Origin of the sequence: Clostridium sp. C2-6-12, assembly GCF_009928485.1 — a bacterium.
In the GTDB taxonomy this organism is placed as follows: Bacteria; Bacillota; Clostridia; order Clostridiales; family Clostridiaceae; genus Clostridium.
The window spans coordinates 31,535-51,996 of sequence record NZ_JAABNP010000011.1; the positions used below are offsets into that span (position 1 = coordinate 31,535).

Below are 20,462 nucleotides of genomic sequence, written 5' to 3' on the forward strand. Positions count from 1 at the left end.
GTTTGAGAATGGAAGAATTTAAAAAAATGGAGATTGAATTAGCAAAAAAAATACTTGATATAAAAAAAGATAAGGGAGATTTAATAGAGGAATGGGAAAATTCATTAAATAATATTGAATTAATTATTAAGAAGAAAGGTGGGGCTATTCAATGAAACAACAAATAATAGAACTGGTTAATAGCATTGAGAGTCCTAAAATATTAAGATTAATATATGCTTATGTAAAAGCAGCAAAAAAGAAAGATTAATCAATGTAGAGGCATTTAATTTGTTAAAAGAGATTGAAAGGAATAAAAGCTATGAATAAAGAAGCAAAATTATTATTTAAGAGACTTAAGGCAGAAGTGAAAGAAGTATTAAAAAGCTTTGATGAAGTTATAAATGCAAAATTAGGAGATACAGTTACTATTACTACAGGAAAAGAAGTAATTACAAGAAAAGCAACATTACAGGATACAATAGACCTTTATCAAAATGAATGGAGTAATACAGTTGGGTTGTTAGATGAAATTGGCATTGATCTTGAAGAAAATGATAATGTGAGACCAATTAGCACAAAAGTTAACCACAAAGCAATATATAAGGAATTACAAGAATATGCGGTTAGAGCATCTAGTAATGGTGGTATTTCATTCTTAGAATATAAGAATATACAAATACCATATAAAAAAATATATATGGAAGATGATGTGACAGGAGGATCAATGTTAACAATTTATATAGCAAGCGGTACTGATGAAAGTCCAGTGGCATTTATGTTATTAGACAAGGATGCTGAATATAAGATAATAGACAAAATAGGTGAAGGCGAACATCCAGTATTAACTGAAAAATAGAAAAGTAAAGAGGTTACGTACTTATTAGTCCGTGGCCTCAAATGAATTAAAAGGAAAAGTGGTATATGAGATTATATAGAATAAATATTATCAGTAAAAAAGTTAGAAAAATATGATTTTTAACTATATATATTAAGAAATGTTATTTTTTTATGTTGAACGTACGTTTGCTAAAATGTTAAAATATAAGTGAAGAGGAAAATTAAAATAAAAAATAAATAATATGTAAAATAAATATATTAGTAAGAAAGAGAGGTGATGCAGTATGAGGGAAGCTAGAGAAGTGACCAAAGAAGAAAGATTAAAAGCCCAAAGAGCCTATCTCAAAAAATATAGACAGGCAAATCCTGAAAAATTCAAAAAGTATCGTGAAGGTTATTGGAGTAAAAAGTTTTTAGCTGAGGTAGAAGCTGTTAAGGCTAAAGATATTAAGGGAGAAAAAATAGTAATTTATTATTAAACTACTAAAAGGGGTATTGAGAAAGGGGGGAATAAAAACAGGAGGTCAATAAATATGGCAACAGTATTAACAGACGAAGGAAGAGCAGCAAGGAGAGCGTATAAAAGGGAATGGGATAGTAAACACAAGGAACATAATAAAATATACCAGGCTAAATATTGGAACGCAAAAGTCGAAGAATTAAAGGCTGCGGAAAATAAACGAAAAAAATAGGAATAGGTGTAATTAATGAATATTAGTGAAGTGTACTTAAGTTTTAATGGAATAAATGCATTATATGAAGGGGTTTTAAACAATTTAAAGCAGAGTCCAGAGAACTTAAATTACATCTACAAAACTTTGCAAATGAAATTAAAGGACAGTTCTATTTTATCCATTACAACCTAGAAAAAGAGGATTTAAAAACATTTGTAAGCTTAAATGAGCCTTTCATGATACAAGATGGAATTAATTTTTATCCTTATGGAAGATAACATTACATAAACGAAAATATCGCTATTGTAATTTAATATATATACATATAGCATTGAGAGATCAATCAACCCAAAATTGGGGTCGTTAGATTTCTTTATGTTTATAGGTTGCAAGTGTACTTTTGAGTACGTTTGTAAATAAAAATTGAAAGGTATTTCATCTGATGAAGTACCTTTTTATTATATTCAAAGGTGGTAGTATACAGAGCCTAAACTACTACAAAATACTACAATTAAAACATATATAGACCAAAGTAATCACCTTAAAATTAAGGGGAGTATCTAAAACCCTAGAAAATCCTAGAATTAAAACATATTTAGATACTAGTCAAAAGTAGTCATTAAAACTTATTTAGAGATAAGCTACAAGAACCTTACTAAACCTTACATAAAATCATATATAGATCAAAACTCAAAATTGAGCAGCGATAAGAACCTACAAAAACCTACAATTAAGGCTTATATAGATAAACAAACTAAGCCCCAGGAAGAAGCAAGAAAAAAGAAAGCAGAATAAGTATTGATATATTTAACCGCAGTAATGAGAGGTGAATCGCTAGATCAATTGTTAAGAACTATTAGAGGTTATATAGAGGTTTTAGACCAAAACCCAAATTTGGGGACTGCTATCAATAGAAAAATTAAAATCAAAAATTAAAACTTTAACCAATACCTAATATTAATTTAAATATTAATTTAAAAATTAGTATTAAATATTAGTTTTAAAAGGAACGTTTAATGGTAACGCTGAAAGGTAACGTTCCAAAAAAATACGGAACGTTTTAACGAACGTTTTAGCGAACGTTTTTTAAATTTTGTGTGCAAAAAAGGTGTGCAAAACGTTGCATACAAAATGTTGCAAAAGGTGTGCGTTTATCGGAGTACTTTATTGGAGTACTCAATGTTGTACTCTATTGTTGTACTCGATGTTGTACGCTTGTAAATGATAGTGTTAGAGTGTGGGAAAACGTGGGAGTTTTAAAGTAGTTACACCCTAGTAAAACCTAGTATGAAGTATGGAAAATGAGGGAACAAAAGCCTTAGAAAACCTAAGATAAAAGTATGGGACAATATGGGAGTTTAGGGAAGTGATATACTTAAAAATACTAAAATAAAGGTATGGTATTTTAAGGTATAATATGCTTAAAAATACTAAGATTTGCTAAGGTAAAAGTGTGGTATTTTGTGGTATATTGCTCCAATAAAATGTTAGGAAATGTTAGTATAAAATTAGCTGTCTGCAATTTTGCAGAGGCCTTTAAGAACCTAGTATTAAGTATGGCATTTTAAGGCATAATATGCTCAGATTTGCTCAGATAAAATGTTAAGAAATGTTAAGATATTTATATGAATATTAATTCTAGAAAATCAATCAATTATTTTAAAAGAATTATAGTTGTGATGCTTCAAGGAATTATCAGTTTAATGTTTAAGCACGACTTAGTTTTATGTATTTAGATATAAAGTATATGGTATAAAATTACAATCATTTAATATAACACTTGTCAAAACTAGATATTAAATAATATATAGATAATTTATTACTAAAATAATATTAAAAGCATTACGAATATTACTTAAATAGATACAGATAAATTTAAATGTTAGTTAAAAACAATAACGAAGTCTTCTGCATTGCTTAAAACATAAGAAGTTAACATGATTTAAAAAAACTACTAATCAAGTTTAATATGTGTTAATTAGCAATTACGGTATTTTATTAAATTACCTTTGTAAAATAGTTAATTTCCTGTATCAAATAAAATTAGTTCGCAAAATATAATTTCACTATTTCAAAAGGTACTCATAAATTTTAAGGTGACTCTTATATATAATTTTCAAAAGTAAAAGCAAAGATGAAACCCTTGGCTTAAATTAGTTACTCTTTGCTTTTTAATAGTATTTTACTTCTTTAAACTTGGTAAAATCCAAACATTACTAGCCAAATCATCTATTTGTTGACCAAATACTTTTTTATCCTTAATTTTTTGAATCAAATCTTTATTTAAAGTATAAGAAATAACTTTACTTTCAGAACCATCTGTCATATCTGCGACCGCCCAATAGTTTATTTCATCATACTTATCTGCTCCTTGACTTGTTATTAAATCTTCAACATTGAATCCATTTTGATCTATAGTAAGTTTATTAGTCGCAGAAGGTTTTATTTTAAATTTTATAGTTAATTTATTATTTAATTTATTAGCTTCTAAAATTTTGCCAAATTTAGCTGTGTAGTTTGATGTAACAGCCTTAGGAATATTGTCCTCATTTGAAACTGCTTGCATTTCATCTGATTTTTTATTATCTATTTCCGATTCTTTATTAGTTTTCAATTTAGCAATAGCTTCATTCATACTATTTTCTACAAAATCTTTTTTGTCCTTATATTTACTCTGAAAATCAGAATCTTGTTCTTCCCATGTTTTTAACAATTCAGATATTGTAGTTCTTTCCTGCGGAGTCATATCTTCATAAGTTTTACCGCTTTCTAATAATTGTACATAATCATCTAATTTCTTTTGTTCAACCTCGTTCTTTGATTGTTCATTTATATTTGATTTTTCTTCTATCTTTTTATCTTCACTTCTTACAGTAATGGAGCTTTCTGTATTGTTTTTATTAATTGGTTTGTAAACTGCTGAATATACTACAAATGATCCTATAAACACAACTATGCATAATAACCATATTGTTAAAATTTGTTTTAAACTAAGTCTAAAATTTTTTTTGAACAACTTAATAATTAATAATGCAAAACATACAAATCCCCCGAGCATACTTAGAATTATTAATAGCGATGATAGTAAAACCATTATTATCCCCCCAAGAATTATTTTAATACAATTGTATAATATATGGAATAATTGTCAAATAAAAAAATATTTTACTGTTATAAGCATTTTACTTTGTAATAAGGAACTGCTTTTCAAATTTAATTATTATAAATCAACATTTAAAAATTTAGTGTTTTATGTTCACTATTAAAATATATTCCCACTTTAAAATAAATATAGGAATGAGGACATTTAAAGAAAAGAGAAAGTAAAAGAAAGCATTTGATAGACTTCTAAGTGACTTATATAAGCTTTATAATGTATTTGTTTAACAACAAATCGTAACTCTTTTGCAATTTAATAAATAAACTAACCATAAACTAGTTGCAATTAGTTGCGTTAATTCATATTTAGAGAAGTGCAAAAAAATTAGATGGATTTAATTTGAAAATTATGATTATATAGAGGTAATAATTTTAAATACACATAAGGAGGATTATATGAAAGATTTTTTAATAAAGTATAAAGGTATTTCATTATATGAAGAAGATTTGTTTATAGTTAAGGCAAGTTCTGTTAAAGATGCTGTAAGTAAATTTCGTGACTACATGATAAAGGATATAGGTATGTTTGAATTATTTCAAGATTTCTTGCCTAGTATAGTTGAAGGAGAATACTTTGAAGCAATAAATAATGAGTGTGATGAAGAATTCGACTTGGACCAAGCTATAGAAAGATATATAAGAAGTAAAAAGGGGTTCAATGATAAGAGGAGATTTAAAAACCTTGATTTAGATAAGTTTATTGTAGAATGCTTTAATATATTATCTGATCCAAGTATTTATTATAGAGTTAGCAATGAAACAAAAGAAGCTATATTTGGGTGGATATATGAAGAAGTTGGGGCATTAAATTTAAACAAGATTAGAGTATTAGAGTAATAACAGTTAACGTATAGTATATCTTATAATTAAAGTGTAAAGAAAAACAATTCTTTTTGCTTACAAAATAATTATAATTAAAACACCTCTTCCAATGGGCTTAAAACCGTTAATAAAATGGTTGATTTAATTTACAATGTTTTATTTTACAAATAAGCCAAAACGATATATAATAAGTGTAAACAAAAACGTATAAAAAGAATAAAGTTTACAAATAAAGGGGTATTTAAAATGGATAATGTATATGGGTATTGTAGATGTAGCACAAATGAAACTAAACAGGATATAACAAGACAGGAGAGAGAATTAAAGGCGTTAGGTGTGACAGAGAGTAAATATATCTATAAAGAGTATGAGAGCGGTACAAAGGTCAATAGAGTTGAATTACAAAGGCTATTAAATACAGTGCAAGAAGGTGACACAATAGCAGCAACAGAAGTATCAAGAATTACAAGAAGCACGAAGCAGCTATGCGAAATTATAGAGTTCGCCAAAGATAAGCATATTAAATTAATACTAGGAAATTTTATTGTAGATTGTACAAAGGAACTTGATCCAATGACAGAAGGTATGCTTAAAATGATGGGGGTATTCTCAGAACTTGAAAGAAATATGATTTCTCAAAGAGTTAAAAGCGGTGTGGCAAATGCAAGGGCTAAAGGAAAGATTGTTGGCAGACCAGCTTTGGACATTAACAAAGTGCCTCAAAAGGTAAAAGACATGTATGAGTTACTTAAGGATGGATCAATAAACAAAACAGATTATGCAAAGATGTGTGATATAAGTAGACCAACTTTAGATAAATATTTAAAAGTTATTTTAGAAGGATGATATATAGTTAATAAAGCTAAAGATGTATTTGTATTGCCTAGTTTAAAGAATTAGAATTAGTAATACATAATTAATAATAAAGCTAGTAATTTAATTCTAGCTTTATTTCTATGTTGAAAATTTAAAAGAAAAATAGTTAATTGTGAGGATAAGAAAATGGAGAAAAAAGTAGTAAAAGTAAAATGTGTAGATACTGTAAATGGGCATTATCATTTAACAGAAGGGAAAAAGTATAAGTTGGAAGATTTTGATAGAAGAGGGTACAAGGTTTTTAATGATGATGGTATAAAGAAACCTTATCACAAATCATTATTTGAAAAACTAGAATATACAGCTGAGGAAATGTTTGCTACACCTGCTGGAACGGAATTTAACATTAAGTATTCAGATGGTAATATTAGCAGTGAAAAAGTAAAAACAACTTTGGATGGATGTATAATTTGGGAAAATGGTAACCCAGTTGAATTTAGCAAAAAACTTGTTAAGACAATATTCATTAAGGTAGATGAAATAAAGCCAGTAAGTTTTATGGAGGTAATTAATTCAGATGAGAAATGTAGAGTTGAGCATTCAAAAGTTGATGAAATATTAACTAATAAAGAGATTAGCTTTGATGATAATATTATTGCTGAAAATTTTGCTAAAATGAAAAAAAATGAATACATAGATTTAGATAATATTATGCTAGTATTATCAAGATATATAGGTGATAAATACTTAAGACAAGTTATTAAAGAAGGAAAATGGTATTTAGAAGAATAGGTATTTAATGTGAACAACACAATATACTAGTGGGAGTTTTTAGAGATGCTACAAAAGCAATTCAAAAAACGCTTTCCTTATAGGTAAGCACCTCAAGTCTGCTCGAGCATTTCTCACCTCTTTTTGTATGAATCGCAGTAAATTGGAACTTAAGTCTATAAAATGGCGAATTATACTCTAATATGCTCAACGATGCTCTTAAATCAGAATTTAAACGTTAAAAAATCAGAATAAAATATGAATTAATAAAAGCAATTTCTGAAACGCTTTCTTATATAATACTGGCCCGGTATATAAGCAATAAATTAAAAAAAAGTTTTTATTAAAGTGTAAAAAACACTATTATTATTTGAAATTAATTTCAGAGTGCCTATAATATAGGAAGTTAGTTTTATTTATTAAAAGCAGGAATTTTATTTATAACCTAATAAAATAATAGGAGGCCTGCTTATGGCAAAAATTAATATTTCAGAAGAGATGAAGCACTTGGAGAATTTATGTGAACAGAGTTGCTCCAGCATAATAATTTTTACATTCAAATATAATTGTGTAAAGTTCAAATGTGTGTACATGTATAAAACTAATTCAATACTTTTAGCAGCGGAAGATTATAATGTAGGGTTTAATGTTAAGATGACAGTTAAATGTAAATTTGATAATTATCTTTCTAATGCAAATTACAACCTTTTAAAAGTTATATACAATAATTGTGATTTCAAAACAAAGATACTATGCAATAATATGTTAGAAGCAATAAGGAAATTAAAACTAAAAGATGTTAAGAATATTCCAGATAGTTATTTTAAAAGAAATGGGAATGAACTCGAAGAAAATGAAAAACCTTATTTCAAGTGCTGGGCAAGAAATAAAGTTAGAGATGTAAGAGATGAAAACTTAGAAAAAACTAGAGCAAATTTTGGGGATGAAGTCTATGAAATATGCAGACGATGTAATATTAGTTCTAGATGGAAGTCTAAACCAAGGCATAAAGATTAAAATAATAAGTTTTTGAAGATTTTAAGGTGTTGAAATTAATTCAATACCTTATATTTTTTTACATTTTAAAGGTATTTTGAGAAATATGTAGAAATTGTTAATTAATTGATAGAATTAAGGGGGGAATAATTAATGACATCATTTTTATTTTTAGTGAGTTTAATTTGTCTTATTATAGGGATTGTTAAGCCTCAAAAAATCATATTTTGGAAACATGAGAAATATAGAACTAGAAAAAATGTCCTTAAGTATTTTGGATCAGCAACAATTATACTATTTATATTAGTAGGAATATTTAATCAGAACAATTCTTCGAAGCCTACTGTAGCGGTAGCAGATAATAAGACTCAGACTGTTACTCATGCAGAGGTACAAGAGAAAAATGACTCAACTGAACCAACAAAAGAAGTAAAAAAATCGGGCTGGGTACAGGAGAAGGAAAATTGGTATTATTATGATAATGGAACTCCTAAGACGGGATGGTTACAAGACAATAATAAGTATTATTACTTGAATTCATTGGGTGCAATGCAAAAGGGATGGGTTAAGGAGGGTGGTAAAGATTATTATCTTGATAACTCAGGAGTAATGCAAATTGGATGGAAACAAAGTAATGGAAATTGGTACTACCTAAATACTGATGGAGCCATGGTCACTAATACAACGGTAGATGGATGTTATTTGTCGTCTAATGGAGCGATGCAAGAAAAGAGTTCAGGTAATTTAAGCACAAATACTAATTCGAATGTTAAGTCTAATACAAATATTAATTCTGGAAGTAAGCAATATATAGATTCAAATGGTAATGGACTTATAAAAGGAAGTGTAAATCATATATATCATATACCAGGAAGTACATATTACAGTAGAACTAAAAACGTTGTAAGATGGTTTAAAACTGTTGAGGAAGCACAAGCAGCTGGATATAGGGCGCCAGAAAAATAGAAAATCTTAATAATTAATATTGTGTGTTTTTAATATACGAGAGTAGAGTTAATATTTTTTATTATCAAATTTTTATTAATTTATATAAAGGGGATGTAGAGCGCATGAATGTTTTAGAATATATGAATGATGAGAAATTTAGAATATATAAAAAGAAACTTCGATTTAAAAATAGTAGTAGTTATCAAACCTATTATTTGATAGTCAATGACCTAAGGATAATAGACGTACTATGGGAAAAAGAAGTAGGTAAGATTCCAGACGGAAATCTTTCTTGTGATAATACAGAATTAATAGTGTATAAAGTAGTTGAAAAAATTAATAATAGATATTTCAGTTTTCGTAATAAAGATAGAATTGAATATATTATTAATCAAGAAATTGAGTGTAATAGAGAATGCGGAATGTTTTTTTGTAAGACTATTGAACAAGCTAGAAATGAAAATTTTAGTGATAGAACCGAGGTATGTGAACTTAAAGCAAAAGTGAAAATAAATGATTTAATTGGTGGGGATTTAAGGTGTTTGCAGTTTAAGCGATGTATACCAACAGAAATAATTGATCAAGATGATTAAATTATTTGGCAATATTATAATTTTTAGAAGAGGTACATATAATAATGAATTATAAAGGTTGGATAATGAATATTTATGACAGATATAAATTAAAATATAAGGAAAGATATACGGATGATGATAAGAATAGTTTTAAAAACTTTAATAAGATTAACGATCTTAATGCAATTGGAAAAATATTGATGATTTTGTACTTTGCTTTTGTAATTGTTGGAGGAATATCTTATTTTGTTGGATTATATTTAAATAGTCCAGTTGTATCTGCAATTGGTTTAATAGCCGAAGTCGTACCGCCAATGCTACTAATATATAATACTAAATTTGAGCAAGATGAGTATAAGAAATGCGTACGTGTATTAAGAGAGGTATTAGAAGAAGAGAATATTAAGACAATACCTGTAATAAAGAGATTAATTAAAGATACAGCTGGAGTGCTATATAGAATAAAAGATGGAGAAGTTAATAACTATATAAAATTATTAACTTTTATAAGTGCTTCTGGGTTAATGTTTGGTGTAAGCAATTATTTAAACAAGATAGAGATAAAAAATAACAACGCAATTATTATAATAGAAATACTCATAATAATTGCTATTATCGGAGGGATAATATATATACTAAGGATGGTAAATCCGGGAAGTAAATATGCAAAGCAAAAAGAATTACATGAAATCTTAAAAATTCTATTGATATATGAAGAGGGAAAGAAAAAGTAAAAGAAAATATATCCTTATATTTCTATTATATCTAAATTATAGTTTTTTTATGTATTTTCAAATTTTGGCTATTATCAAAAACAGATATAAAGAATATATCAGATTATATTTATTCAACATCTTGGAAATAATTATAATAAAAAATTGGAGGTGTTAATATGAAATGGGATGTGTTTATATCACATGCATCAGAAGATAAAGAAAAGTTTGTGATACCGCTAGTGGAAAGATTAAAAAATTTTGGTGTGGAAGTATGGTTTGATAAATTTACATTAAAAATCGGAGATAGCTTATCAAAAAGTATAAACGAAGGTTTAAAGGAATCAAGTTATGGTGTAATTATTATAAGTAAAGCGTTTATGGGAAAAAATTATACTGAATTTGAATTGACATCATTGCTAAATAAAGAAATTGGGAGTAGAAAAATTATTTTGCCAATATGGTATAATGTTAATGAAGAAGAGGTTAAGAAGTACAATTATTATTTGGCTGATAAAATGGCATTGGATAGTAGGAAAATGAGTTTGGATGAAATTACAGAGTCAATAATAGAGGTTATTAGACCAGATATACATGCAATGCTAAATCGATTATATATGACTAAAAGATTGTATAAGGATAGTTTTATAGGAAATGTAAACCCTAGTGAAATATATAAGGTTATGATGGAAAAAATGAAAAATAAGAAAAAACGATACGATAAGTTATCATTAGATACAATGATTATTTTGAGACTAATTCATCAAGTATATAAAGAAGTTGATAATACATCATATGAAGAATTAGTAGATATATATAAATATAATATGAATCCTCAAAGAGAAGCTCTAATTGAAATTAAAAATGCAACAATATATTTAGAAAGTATATTAGGGAAAAACTATAATAATACAAAAAAAGAATGTATATATAGAATTATAAATATGTTTTCAATGTATGATAATGTTTATTATGAAGATGTACCATTAAATCTGATTAGTGTCAAAGAATTTAATAATATAAAACAATTATACGAGAAATTTGAGCCAGATACTAGTAAATTAGATAGTACATTATTAATTATAGCAGACGAAGAAATTCATGAAGAAAAAGAAGATGATAATAAGAATAATGAAGATAACGATGAATAGGAAAAACAATAAATATTTATGTGAGAAAGATGTATTAATATTTTAAATGATTTTGTGGTATGAGAGTTACTTTCTTGTATCTTTTATTTTGTGGAAAATATACCCAAGATGTAGTAATATGTAAATATAACCAAATAAAAGAACTCATACGACTACCAATCAATAATGAGTTCTTAGTTATAATAGAAATCAATTAACATACATCTATTATATGATAAATTGAATTATGTTTTAATAAGGGGGAAATATGGGATATTTTTTTGACACAAAAACATTTATTGAAGGAAATAAAAAACTTAGACAGCCACAAATAGAGGCCTATATAAAGATAAGGGATTATATGAATATTAATGCTAATGGTGAAGCGTTAGTGGTTCTTCCGACTGGTACTGGAAAAAGTGGACTTATTTCTATAGCACCATTTGAAGTTTCAAAAGGACGAGTATTAATTATTACACCAGGAATAGTTACAAAGGATAGTGTAGTTAAAAGTTTACATCCGATGGAAGAAAATTTTTGGGTTAATTATGATGTGATATTTGATCCAGAAGATATGCCGATAGTAGAAGAATATTCAAGTGATATGCTAGATAGTAGTCTAAGAAAATGTAATTTTGTTATTACTAATATACATAAATTATACTCTGAAAATAAGAAATCACTTATAAATAGGGTTTCACCAGATTTTTTTGATATGATTATAGTAGATGAAGCACATCATGCCCCTGCAAAAACATGGGTAGAAGTATTATCATATTTTAAAGATGCGAAGAAATTATATTTAACTGGAACTCCATACAGAGGAGATAAAGAACCATTACCGGGAGAATTGATACATGAAACAAAGTTGTCTGAAGTTATGGCATTAAAATATGTAAAATGGCTAAGAAAAAAGACCGTAAATAATTCAGAATTGTATTTTACTATGCCGGGACATTCTCACAAATATTCAAAAGAAGAAATACTTGAACTTAAAGATAAAGAATGGGTTGAAAAGTCCGTGGCTCTGTCAGAAGCGTGTACATTAGAAGTAATAAAGGAGAGCATTAAAAACCTTAAGGAATTGAAAGAGATATCATCTGATGTACCACATAAAATTCTGGCTATAGGTTGTAGTATTAAGCATGCAGAGGATCTAAAAAAATTCTATGATAATGAAGGACTAACATCAGTTATAGTTCATAGTAGCATGTCGAAAGAAGATATAGATAATGCTTTCTTAAAAATTGATAACAATAAGTGTGAGGTCGTAATTTCTGTAAATATGCTAATGGAAGGATACGATCACAAGTATTTAACTGTATTGGCTTTATTTAGACCATATCGAAGTTTAAATGCTTTTGCACAAATTGTTGGAAGGGTTCTAAGAGCAATCCCAGATAATGAAATAAAAGATTTTGCAATAGATAATAATGCAGTTGTAATCTATCATGAAGAAATAGGATTAAATATTATGTGGGATAAATTTTCTAATGAAATAGAGAAAAGTAAACGGATCCCAATTAAAGAATATACTTTTACAGATAGAGAGTATGTTGAAAGGAAGATTGATTATGCTCGCATAGAGTTAGACGATACCTTTATAAGTAGTGAAGATTCATATTTAAAGGATTTTGATTTTAATAGATTATATGAAGATGCTAGAAGTAATGTAGCAAATCAAGTAAATGATAAAAAGCAAGAATTAAAAAGTAAAGGTCTTAGTGATGAAGATATTGAAATGTTCCTAAATATATATGAGAAGAAAGCTATGAAGGGGAAGAAGGATGAGGTAGATCAACTGCTAATTTCCAAAAGACCAGAATTAGCACGAAAGCAAGCAAAAGAATTTTTGTATAAAAATGCTAATGAGGCAGCTCAAGATTTATTGAACGAAAAAAATATTGACCCTAAGAGTAATTCTTTGTATTATAAATTTAAAGATTTAATATATAAATTACCATATCAAACTAATAATGATGGAATATTAGTTAGATATATTAATACACGCATAAGTAAAAAATTTGGACCTGTAAAGGATAGAGAACCTGAAATGTTATATTTGTCACAAAAATACATGGAAGAGGTTGTCCAAGAATTAAGGAGAATGATTTAATGGATATTAAAGCTGTTTTGGATTACAAAAAAAGCCAAATAATTAATTTGATGCTTGAAAAAGGTGTTCAACCAGAAGAGTTAACGGAAAACATATGGAATGACCTATATAAAACCATAAATATTGGTCGTGTTGAGGACAGCATTATTTGTAGTTTAACTTTCGTGGAGAATAATAGTGAAATAAAAATGAATTACATTTATAATAGTGACAAAATATTAATAAGAATAGAAGAAATTTTAGACTTGAAGACAACAATTCTTTGGGACAGAAAATTAAAACTACAAGAATTGATTAATGATTTATGCGAATTTTTAAGGATTAATTATAGTGAAAATAAAGTACAAAAAGTATTAAATACTTTTCCAGAAGAAATAAAAAAAATTATACAATCAAAAGAAAAAATTGCATAGGAATAAAGCAGTAATGAAGAATATTCGTTGCTGCTTTAGTTTATAACAAGTAATATTAAATATAAAAGATTAAAAAGAATTTAGTATATATAAATATGTTTTGTAGCATGAAAATATTGAATACGCAAACAATAGAAATAAGAAAGAATGTTATATGACTTAGCAATGAGTTTTATGGAATTTTAATACATAATAGTTAAAATTAAATTCTGATTTAAAAGATTTCAAGAGATTTCGAAAGATTTTAGAAGATACAGACATCTAAAATATAATCACGAACTGCTATCATGTTCGTTGTGAGTATACAAATTTCATATTTGGATATATTATAATTATATAGAACTCGTAAAGCCTCTTCAAGAATGCTCAAATATACGAGACGATTGCTTTTAAAGAACCTGCCAAGCCTCTTCAAGAATGCTCAAATAGGCAGGACTGATATTTACACCCACTAGGTATATTCTTAGTGGGTTTTATTTATAATGGGGGAGGTATCCTTATGGCAAAATTAAAGGAGCCTAAAAGTTTTGATCAACAAATAGAAATACTTAAAAGTAGAGGATTAGTAATAAATGATGAGGGATATGCCAAGTTTATATTGAGTAATGTAAATTATTATAGATTTACAGCATATCTTTTAACATATAAAAAGGAAGATGATTCATACATAGAAGGTACCACCTTTGAAACTATTTCGGACATATATAAATTTGATAGAGAATTTAGAAATCTATTAACCGGAATATTAGGAAATATAGAAATATCATTTAGAACATATATAGCCTATACTTTAGCAATGAAATATGGGGCTATTGGATATACAGACAGAAATAATTTCATGAATAGTGAATTTCATAATGGTTTTCTTCTAAATTTAGAAAAAGAAAAAACTAATAATTCTAATAAATTATTCATTAAACATCATTATGAGAAATATGAAGGCAAATTGCCTATATGGGTTGCGACTGAAATAATGACATTCGGTATGTTATCTAAATTATATTCTAATATGTTGCCAATAGATAAGACTTATATAAAGAATAACTTGTGTAAAGTAAATCCAACATTGGTTGATACGTGGTTACAATCATTAACACATATTAGAAATCAATGTGCTCATTATGGTAGGCTCTATAATGAAGTATATCCTATAGTTAAGATAAAAAAAGAATATAGAGAGTATAATTTGGACAGTAAGAAAATTTTTGCTTACATTGTTGCTATGAAGCATTTAATCGCTGATCAAAAGGTGTGGAGTAAGTTTTTCATAAACTTACAGCAATTAATAGAGGAATATAGTAGTCATATAAAATTAGAGTTGATTGGTTTCCCTGAAAATTGGATTGAAATACTATCGAAAAGCATTTAATTTAAATATGTACAAGTTTATTCACTTTAGAGTATTTAAGGAGCAATGTTATGTTTACGATTGAGGAGTATATTGCTAAGAGAAAAAAAGAAGATAATTTAAATGAGTTCAATAAAGAAAAAAGAATCGATAATATAAAGGGTTGTATAGATTACATATTTGAATATTATAATAATTATCTTGAAATTAATAAAATAGATGAGAACACGGTGCTTAACAATGAGAAAATTGAAAAGTATCACAAATATGTGAGTGATTACAATCAAGAGGTGCAAGATTGGCTTGTTGATATTTTTGATGAGTATGAAAATAATATGAATGTAATTATTAAACATACTATTAAAAGTAATAAACTTTTCTGGTTATATAATACAGATGCTGAGTTTAGAAATCAATCTTATGAAAGTTATTCAAAGTTAATAAAGAAGTATACTTATTTAAAAACTCAAACAGAAATGCTATTTAAATTTATTAAAGATTACCATAGAGTAATTAATAATGAACAAATTAATATACCATCATTTTCAGATAAAATAACAAAATGGATAATTGACACAAAAGAAACATATGGTATTAATATAGTAGCATTTGTACATGATTATATGGGAGACTTCTTTTTTGAAGAAGATAAATGGCCGAGATCTCATAAAAAGAAAATTAAAGACTCTGATAATGATGAATGGCACTACGAATATGATTATAAAAGAAAAAGTAATTTATTTAATTTAGATTTACTTTACCCTAAAATATCTGATAAGCCATTTATAAAAGGTAAAAAGCAATATTTAGAAGTATTGATGATGCATTATTGGATTGAAGGCGAGGATGATGAATATTTTCAGGAATATTTAAATAAGGTATTAGATGAAGATGTTAGAGAATAAATTGTTTTTTATAAAATGTATATAAATAAGTGAGTGAGAAAAAATCTCTATGAATAAGATTCTCCTTTTTTTCAAAAGAATGATCATAAAAATTAAAATATTCTTTTGGATTAAAGATAAACAAGTTTAGGTATTATGATCAATAAATAACTCTAATTAGTGGTCACTTTTAGTCATCTTTTTACGTGAAATAAACTTTTGGTCATGTTTTCGTCACCTTTTTGACAATAAATAATGGCTTAACCCTTACAGTTAAGCCATTATTCTTTATACATTGGTACTCCCAGCGGGAATCGAACCCACATCTATCCCTTAGGAGGGGATTGTTCTATCCATTTAACTATAGGAGCACGTATTTAAAATTATAGTAAATGTTTAATTCTCACTAATAAATTCTATTATAATTATTCACTATTGTCAAATTAATAATGAGTTTACAATTATTAATACATAAAATAATTTAAATAGATTGAATATAAGCTATGTTATATTTGATTTAATAAAAGTTAATTTTTTTGTGCTTAATTCTATATTAAGAATTAATGCCATAGAAATCATTATTGTCCATAAAGAACTTCCACCATAACTTATAAATGGTAAAGTTATACCTGTAATTGGAAGTAGTCCTAATGTCATTCCAATATTTTGAGTTATAGCGAATAAAATGTATGAAGCCATACCAACACAAATGAACTCTCCAAATTTATCTTGAGATTTTTTTGCGATTCTTAATATTTGTATAATCAATATTCCATATAAAAGTAAGAGAAAAAATACTCCTATAAAGCCCCATTGTTCTGCTATAGCAGTAAAAATAAAGTCTGTTTGAACTTCAGGAACATGAGTCCCAGCATATCCAAGAGATACTTCTGGACCTAATGATAAACTATAACCAAATAATCCGCCAGATCCAATACTAATTAGACCTTGATAAAGTTGATACCCTTTACCTGTTGTATCACTATTAGTATTTAAAAACTCTAGAATTCTATCTTTCTGATGTTGAAAGATTAATCCAGAATTCCATAAAAGAGCAATAGTCAACAATAGGGTTGTAAATCCACCTAATATTATTTTCGTATCTAATCCAGCTATATACATCATGCCTAAAATAATAAAGAAACATACCATTGTCATTCCCATATCTTTTTGGATCAAAATTAACCCCATAGGAAGTGCAACATAAAGAAAAATTTTTCTGAAATTTTCTAAGTTATTAATCTGACAATCTATATCATCTAATAATTTAGATAACATTAAAATTATAGAAAACTTAGCCACTTCAGATGGTTGTAATAAAGAAATCTTTAAATCTATCCAACCCCGTTCTCCATTAATAGTTGCACCTATTCCAGGTATCCAAACTGCAATTAGAAGTACAATTGTTATCCAGTATATTATTGGAACATATCTATATACGATTCTATAATCAAAGGTTAAAAATAAATACATTGAAATTAATGAAATAAAAAACCATATTAATTGTTTTTTAGTAAATAAAAAAGGATCATTGAAAATACCACCTTTAGTACATAAGTATATGTTTAGGATGCCAAATAATGTAAGGATGACTATAGTAGTTAATAATTTAAAATCCACTTTCTTTAATGACGTAAAATCTAGATTATATTTTTTTAACATAAATATAAGCCCCCTTTTTATTAACATTTACTTTGTCATATTAAAAAAATATCCATTTTTACTATAGCCTATTTGGTGTTATTTTTATTAAAATACATATAATTGTAATATTTTTTTAAGTTATATGAAATTATTATAATTTGTAGAAGCATTTAAAACCGATGCTGTTCTTTAGTTTGCTAATTTTTTTTACTGGTATTCAATATATTATCTTTCGCTAGCATTTGCATGTTTATTTGTAGGAGATTAATTATTAATAATAAAAATATAAAAAATAAATATTGATTTATTTATAAATGTGTTTCAATATTTAAATATAAAAATAAAGCATCATAACAATTTATAGGAGACATGAGGGTTTAGTGACTAATCGTTCCCAAAAGAATAGGAAATTAATAGTTTCATATAAAATTTAAGTTTCTATATTAAGAAAAACTTCTTTAATTGATGCTCTACAAAATCAAGTTGGACAATCTTTAAAAATATATATAGAAAAAGGTGATGGTTTTATGTTAAAGAGAAAAATAAAAAGTTTATCAATAGCATTAATTTTTACAGTAGGATTAGCAACTGCACCAATTTTTGCATGTCAGTCCCCTATAAAAGCACATGGGGCTGAGTCTAGTGTTGCTACGGCTAGTATTGAAGATATATTAAAAAATCAGCAGCCAGACGGTGGATGGAAAAAGAATTATGCTGTAACTACTGGAGAGTGGGCAGCTTCAACTATTGATAATAATGCTACTTACACTGAAATAAGAAAATTAGCAGCTGAATATACTAAAACAAAGGATAAAAAATATTCTGATGCTGTTGTAAAAGGAATTAACTTTTTATTAAATATGCAATATTCTAATGGCGGATGGCCACAAGTTTATGGGGCTAAGGGAAATTATCATGCACATATTACATATAACGATGATGCAATGATTAATGTAATGATTCTTTTAGATGATGTTAGCAATGGAAAAGGTGATCTTGCATTTATGGACCAATCTATAGCTGACAATTGTAAAAAAGCAGTTGATAAAGGCGTAGAATGTATATTAAGCTCCCAATATAAAAACAGTAGTGGAAAATTAACTGTTTGGGCACAACAATGCAATGAAAATAGCTTGCAACCAGATAGTGCAAGGGCATATGAACTTCCATCTCTTTGTGCTAAAGAAAGTTCTAATATTGTAAAATTTCTAAAAACAAGACCAAGTGATGCTAGAATAGAGGCATCAATTAAAGCTGCTGAAAAATGGTTTGAAAGTGTTAAGCTTACAGGAATAGAAGTAGTTAAAACAGGTGGAGATGTTATAGTTAAAAATAATCCTATAGCCGCTCCTTTATGGGCTCGTTTTTATGATTTAGAAACTAACAAACCTATATTTGTAGGCCGTGATGGCGTAGTGAAAGCAAATCTTAGTGAAATTGAGAAGGAAAGAAGAACTGGGTATTTGTGGTATGGAAAATGGCCGTCAGCTATATAGTAAGTCATGTTCATAAGATAATCATAATGATTGAAAATATATAATCCATTACCCAATATAGCCTTAATCAAAAGTAAAGCTTGCAATAAGACGTTCTCCTTCAGCCAAAACATATTCACCTTCATAAAAGGAGCATAATTCAATATCATCATCATCTTCATATTGATCTGAGTTAATTGTAGGCTCCTTTTTCTTAGTTTTTCTTTTCTTTTCGCTATGTTCGTTTTCCAAAGATATGAGATTTACCTTATGCATTCCGGGTACGTCTTCTAATCCAGTATTATTTTTATTTTCATTTGAACTGTCAGATTTTTCATCCTGCTCATGAAATTCACTGGTTGAAGCTTGATCAATAGTGCAATTTTCTTTTTGTAAGGTTTCTTCTTTCTTTAAGTTGCTTTCCTTATCCTCAGTATTATTTTTTTCTGTTTCCTTTATATTTTGATGTTTTGCAAAATTTTTAACTTTATAAATATTGCCATTAATTAATTCTATCATTTCTAATTCTATAAATACCTCTAATGCTAACTTGACTTGTTCCTTACTTCTACTAACCTCTATAGCTAAAGTATCTATTGTATATGGAAGATTTCTTGACATAAATAAATCTCCTCCTAAATTAACCTTAGCAGCTAAAGTTAATAGTCTAGTCCAAACATAATGAATCATATCTCTTTCAGGCTTCATATCTATTATCTTAAATTTTGTGTCCTCATACATGTCAGTTCTTAATTTAATATATCTTCTTTCTTTCATAACTCATCATACTCCTTTTCATTTATATATAGTAATAAATTAAAGTTCTCTTATTATTAACGACATTTCATAATAAATTTTACATTCTACATATTATATATGGTTTTTTAGAATTTTTATAAACCATAAATTGAAAAAAAGATTATAATTCCAGTTAAAAAAACAGATAAGATTTTGTTAAATTAACTAATCTCATCTGTTTCTCTTTTTTGCAATATTAGAATTTTTAAATTTTATTTATTGTTACTAAATGCAGCTATTATAGCAGCTTCATCATCAGAAGTAATAGTTCCATCAGAAACTAAAGCGTCAAGCTGAGTTTTGAATCTATCTTCACCTTTATTACCATCATTGTGTCTTTTGCCCATAGCATTATCAATAG

At 27.1% G+C, this 20,462-nt stretch carries 20 protein-coding genes and 1 tRNA gene; 17 read left to right on the forward strand and 4 right to left on the reverse strand.

Annotated features, from left to right (window positions below; genetic code table 11):
• Window positions 1-8: 8 nt before the first annotated feature.
• From GXK56_RS10825 to GXK56_RS10840, 4 genes are all read left to right on the forward strand, one after another.
• Complete coding sequence (locus tag GXK56_RS10825) at window positions 9-155, forward strand: hypothetical protein (RefSeq protein ID WP_160687481.1); 147 nt, start codon at window positions 9-11, stop codon at window positions 153-155.
• Between the two features lie 128 nt (window positions 156-283).
• Entirely contained in the window at window positions 284-838 is a 555-nt protein-coding gene (locus GXK56_RS10830) for a hypothetical protein (RefSeq protein WP_207710263.1), read from the forward strand.
• A 265-nt stretch (window positions 839-1,103) separates the two neighbouring features.
• A complete protein-coding gene (locus tag GXK56_RS10835) occupies window positions 1,104-1,298 on the forward strand; it encodes a hypothetical protein (RefSeq protein ID WP_160687483.1) in 195 nt (64 codons plus the stop codon).
• Window positions 1,299-1,352: 54 nt separating this feature from the next.
• Complete coding sequence (locus GXK56_RS10840) at window positions 1,353-1,511, forward strand: hypothetical protein (RefSeq protein ID WP_160687484.1); 159 nt, start codon at window positions 1,353-1,355, stop codon at window positions 1,509-1,511.
• Window positions 1,512-3,675: 2,164 nt separating this feature from the next.
• On the opposite strand, the gene GXK56_RS10845 is transcribed toward GXK56_RS10840, so the two are convergent.
• Window positions 3,676-4,587 carry a hypothetical protein gene (locus GXK56_RS10845; RefSeq protein ID WP_160687485.1) on the reverse strand — a complete coding sequence of 304 codons (912 nt, stop codon included), beginning with the start codon at window positions 4,585-4,587 and terminating at the stop codon, window positions 3,676-3,678.
• Window positions 4,588-5,048: 461 nt separating this feature from the next.
• On the opposite strand from GXK56_RS10845, the gene GXK56_RS10850 reads away from it, so the two are divergent.
• The 12 genes from GXK56_RS10850 (at window position 5,049) to GXK56_RS10905 (ending at window position 16,205) form a co-directional block, all read left to right on the forward strand.
• A complete protein-coding gene (locus GXK56_RS10850; RefSeq protein WP_160687486.1) occupies window positions 5,049-5,489 on the forward strand; it encodes a hypothetical protein in 441 nt (146 codons plus the stop codon).
• A 231-nt stretch (window positions 5,490-5,720) separates the two neighbouring features.
• Entirely contained in the window at window positions 5,721-6,320 is a 600-nt protein-coding gene (locus GXK56_RS10855; RefSeq protein WP_160687487.1) for a recombinase family protein, read from the forward strand.
• A 156-nt stretch (window positions 6,321-6,476) separates the two neighbouring features.
• On the forward strand, window positions 6,477-7,082 hold the full coding sequence (locus tag GXK56_RS10860; RefSeq protein WP_160687488.1) for a hypothetical protein: 606 nt from the start codon (window positions 6,477-6,479) through the stop codon (window positions 7,080-7,082).
• Window positions 7,083-7,532: 450 nt separating this feature from the next.
• A complete protein-coding gene (locus tag GXK56_RS10865) occupies window positions 7,533-8,078 on the forward strand; it encodes a hypothetical protein (protein WP_160687489.1) in 546 nt (181 codons plus the stop codon).
• Between the two features lie 132 nt (window positions 8,079-8,210).
• Entirely contained in the window at window positions 8,211-9,023 is an 813-nt protein-coding gene (locus tag GXK56_RS10870; RefSeq protein WP_160687490.1) for an N-acetylmuramoyl-L-alanine amidase family protein, read from the forward strand.
• A 122-nt stretch (window positions 9,024-9,145) separates the two neighbouring features.
• Complete coding sequence (locus tag GXK56_RS10875; RefSeq protein WP_243156081.1) at window positions 9,146-9,598, forward strand: hypothetical protein; 453 nt, start codon at window positions 9,146-9,148, stop codon at window positions 9,596-9,598.
• 44 nt (window positions 9,599-9,642) lie between these two features.
• Window positions 9,643-10,314: a hypothetical protein gene (locus GXK56_RS10880; RefSeq protein ID WP_160687492.1), complete on the forward strand. Its 672-nt coding sequence runs from the start codon at window positions 9,643-9,645 to the stop codon at window positions 10,312-10,314.
• 158 nt (window positions 10,315-10,472) lie between these two features.
• Window positions 10,473-11,444: a toll/interleukin-1 receptor domain-containing protein gene (locus GXK56_RS10885; protein WP_160687493.1), complete on the forward strand. Its 972-nt coding sequence runs from the start codon at window positions 10,473-10,475 to the stop codon at window positions 11,442-11,444.
• A gap of 247 nt (window positions 11,445-11,691) precedes the next feature.
• Window positions 11,692-13,539: a DEAD/DEAH box helicase family protein gene (locus GXK56_RS10890; protein ID WP_160687494.1), complete on the forward strand. Its 1,848-nt coding sequence runs from the start codon at window positions 11,692-11,694 to the stop codon at window positions 13,537-13,539.
• Complete coding sequence (locus GXK56_RS10895) at window positions 13,539-13,952, forward strand: hypothetical protein (RefSeq protein ID WP_160687495.1); 414 nt, start codon at window positions 13,539-13,541, stop codon at window positions 13,950-13,952. The genes GXK56_RS10890 and GXK56_RS10895 overlap by 1 nt, the downstream gene beginning before the upstream one ends.
• Before the next feature lie 499 nt (window positions 13,953-14,451).
• Window positions 14,452-15,321, forward strand: coding sequence for an Abi family protein (locus GXK56_RS10900; RefSeq protein ID WP_160687496.1), 870 nt, complete (start codon window positions 14,452-14,454; stop codon window positions 15,319-15,321).
• A 50-nt stretch (window positions 15,322-15,371) separates the two neighbouring features.
• Window positions 15,372-16,205, forward strand: a complete 834-nt coding sequence (locus GXK56_RS10905; protein WP_160687497.1) for a hypothetical protein — start codon at window positions 15,372-15,374, stop codon at window positions 16,203-16,205.
• Window positions 16,206-16,480: 275 nt separating this feature from the next.
• On the opposite strand, the gene GXK56_RS10910 is transcribed toward GXK56_RS10905, so the two are convergent.
• Window positions 16,481-16,555 (reverse strand) — tRNA-Arg (locus tag GXK56_RS10910).
• 130 nt (window positions 16,556-16,685) lie between these two features.
• Entirely contained in the window at window positions 16,686-17,846 is a 1,161-nt protein-coding gene (gene rodA, locus GXK56_RS10915; protein WP_160687498.1) for a rod shape-determining protein RodA, read from the reverse strand.
• A gap of 509 nt (window positions 17,847-18,355) precedes the next feature.
• Between rodA and pelA the strand changes: the two genes are divergently transcribed.
• Entirely contained in the window at window positions 18,356-19,324 is a 969-nt protein-coding gene (gene pelA / locus GXK56_RS10920) for a pectate lyase (protein WP_160687499.1), read from the forward strand.
• Between the two features lie 63 nt (window positions 19,325-19,387).
• On the opposite strand, the gene GXK56_RS10925 is transcribed toward pelA, so the two are convergent.
• Window positions 19,388-20,080, reverse strand: a complete 693-nt coding sequence (locus tag GXK56_RS10925; RefSeq protein WP_160687500.1) for a phage replisome organizer N-terminal domain-containing protein — start codon at window positions 20,078-20,080, stop codon at window positions 19,388-19,390.
• Window positions 20,081-20,462: the final 382 nt, after the last annotated feature.

What these genes read in the sequence shown, in the direction of transcription:
- GXK56_RS10900 (WP_160687496.1), top strand. Translation starts at nt 14,452, where the DNA reads ATGGCAAAATTAAAGGAGCCTAAAAGTTTTGATCAACAAATAGAAATA.
- GXK56_RS10835 (WP_160687483.1), top strand. Translation starts at nt 1,104, where the DNA reads ATGAGGGAAGCTAGAGAAGTGACCAAAGAAGAAAGATTAAAAGCCCAA.
- GXK56_RS10845 (WP_160687485.1), bottom strand. Translation starts at nt 4,587, where the DNA reads ATGGTTTTACTATCATCGCTATTAATAATTCTAAGTATGCTCGGGGGA.
- GXK56_RS10850 (WP_160687486.1), top strand. Translation starts at nt 5,049, where the DNA reads ATGAAAGATTTTTTAATAAAGTATAAAGGTATTTCATTATATGAAGAA.
- GXK56_RS10865 (WP_160687489.1), top strand. Translation starts at nt 7,533, where the DNA reads ATGGCAAAAATTAATATTTCAGAAGAGATGAAGCACTTGGAGAATTTA.
- GXK56_RS10875 (WP_243156081.1), top strand. Translation starts at nt 9,146, where the DNA reads ATGAATGATGAGAAATTTAGAATATATAAAAAGAAACTTCGATTTAAA.
- GXK56_RS10905 (WP_160687497.1), top strand. Translation starts at nt 15,372, where the DNA reads ATGTTTACGATTGAGGAGTATATTGCTAAGAGAAAAAAAGAAGATAAT.
- GXK56_RS10925 (WP_160687500.1), bottom strand. Translation starts at nt 20,080, where the DNA reads ATGAAAGAAAGAAGATATATTAAATTAAGAACTGACATGTATGAGGAC.
- GXK56_RS10825 (WP_160687481.1), top strand. Translation starts at nt 9, where the DNA reads ATGGAAGAATTTAAAAAAATGGAGATTGAATTAGCAAAAAAAATACTT.
- GXK56_RS10840 (WP_160687484.1), top strand. Translation starts at nt 1,353, where the DNA reads ATGGCAACAGTATTAACAGACGAAGGAAGAGCAGCAAGGAGAGCGTAT.
- GXK56_RS10880 (WP_160687492.1), top strand. Translation starts at nt 9,643, where the DNA reads ATGAATTATAAAGGTTGGATAATGAATATTTATGACAGATATAAATTA.
- GXK56_RS10890 (WP_160687494.1), top strand. Translation starts at nt 11,692, where the DNA reads ATGGGATATTTTTTTGACACAAAAACATTTATTGAAGGAAATAAAAAA.
- rodA (WP_160687498.1), bottom strand. Translation starts at nt 17,846, where the DNA reads ATGTTAAAAAAATATAATCTAGATTTTACGTCATTAAAGAAAGTGGAT.
- GXK56_RS10895 (WP_160687495.1), top strand. Translation starts at nt 13,539, where the DNA reads ATGGATATTAAAGCTGTTTTGGATTACAAAAAAAGCCAAATAATTAAT.
- GXK56_RS10860 (WP_160687488.1), top strand. Translation starts at nt 6,477, where the DNA reads ATGGAGAAAAAAGTAGTAAAAGTAAAATGTGTAGATACTGTAAATGGG.
- pelA (WP_160687499.1), top strand. Translation starts at nt 18,356, where the DNA reads ATGTTAAAGAGAAAAATAAAAAGTTTATCAATAGCATTAATTTTTACA.
- GXK56_RS10885 (WP_160687493.1), top strand. Translation starts at nt 10,473, where the DNA reads ATGAAATGGGATGTGTTTATATCACATGCATCAGAAGATAAAGAAAAG.
- GXK56_RS10870 (WP_160687490.1), top strand. Translation starts at nt 8,211, where the DNA reads ATGACATCATTTTTATTTTTAGTGAGTTTAATTTGTCTTATTATAGGG.
- GXK56_RS10855 (WP_160687487.1), top strand. Translation starts at nt 5,721, where the DNA reads ATGGATAATGTATATGGGTATTGTAGATGTAGCACAAATGAAACTAAA.